Raw genomic sequence first — 1,284 nt, 5'->3', positions numbered from 1 at the left:
ATCACCTGCCCACCGGCGTCCGGAGCCCGGCGGTCGGCCAACTTCCAAACCAGTCTGCGGACTTCGGACCGGGCGTCGCGGACAGCGGTCAGTGCCTTCCCGCCGGAGGTGGCGAGGACGTCGATCAGACGGGAGACCGTCGGGTCGGAGGCCACCGGCCCGAACACGGCCGGCTCGGCCCGCAGCAGTGCAATGTCGGCGAGGCAGTCCCCGCCGAGCGCGACCGCCAACGCAAGATCCACGAGTATCTTGCCCGGGTCGTGGACGGCCCGCGGTTTCCGCCAGGAGGCGAGTGCCGCGGATATGGCTTGGTCGAGGCCGGTCTTGCGGACCGTTTCGACCAGCAGGACCGAACCGGCCTGCGAGACCACGGCCCGGCCGTCATCCCGGACAAGGACATAGGGATAGGACCCGATAGGCTTCTTCACCTGGAAAGTGCCTCCGACAGTGGCGGGAACAAGGACCTCAGCAATCCTCATTCTCGCTAGTCAGAGGCACTTTCTGCTTCCCTGACCACCTGCCGGACAGCACGCTTCATGAAAGCGCGAGGTTAGAGCTCGCGCCCCGTAGGCGATCCCGTGGTACGTCTTCGTTGTACGTATCGAGCTCGACGTAGGCCGCCCATTCATCCCCTTAACCGCCCTCGCTGGGCGACGCTCCTCGTCCCGGAGGTTGCCTTGCCAACCGGCGCCGGGGGCGGGCAGGACGAGGTGTCGGTGACAGGCGTCATTCCGACGGCGGTGGTAGACGCCGCTGGGAATTGGGCTTCAAGCAATCCAGCCTTGGCCGTATCGAGCGGGTCTTGCGGCGCATCACCCCTGACGCCTTCAGGCGGCCACCGCTTCCCTGGCATGCTGTTGTCCCCTCGCGCTTTCGCGTCCAGGTGAGCCAGGCGACCCAAGAACATCCCTCCAAGTTCCTCCCGACTGCGTCGGGGATACAACGAAGCGCCTCACGGCGCACCGCCGGCAACCACGTTACGCAGACATCCCCGCCCCAAAACGGTCCGGCGTTGCACCGGACCAGACGGTCGTCAGGCCCCTCATCAGCGGTCAAGCGGTGCCCCGAAGCCCGGCGGCAACACCCCCCAGGTCATCACCTCGACAGGGGGCAAACAGCCATACCGGGCCCGGGGGCCAGGCGCCCCGTTGCGGGGCCACAGAAAAGGTAACGGGGAAGGTGGAGCCGCTCAGCGCGTCTCGCTGTAGCCGCATCCGGAGCACGTGTGCGTGACCTTCTCGGCCTTCTGGCTGGCGCGGACGCCGTGGGCGTTCGATTCCATGT

The 1,284-nt window shown here is 67.1% G+C and carries 1 protein-coding gene; it reads right to left on the bottom strand.

Features of this window, described 5'->3' with window-relative positions; all coding sequences use genetic code 11:
- Positions 1-428, bottom strand: a 428-nt coding sequence (locus tag AB0P17_RS43275; RefSeq protein ID WP_365820625.1) for a transposase, incomplete at its 3' end; no start/stop codon positions are given.
- Positions 429-1,284: the final 856 nt, after the last annotated feature.

Origin of the sequence: Streptomyces sp. NPDC088124, assembly GCF_040685895.1 — a bacterium.
Lineage (GTDB): Bacteria > Actinomycetota > Actinomycetes > Streptomycetales > Streptomycetaceae > Streptomyces.
The sequence above is the reverse complement of the archived record's forward strand: the minus strand, read 5'-3'. Positions and strand labels throughout refer to the sequence as shown.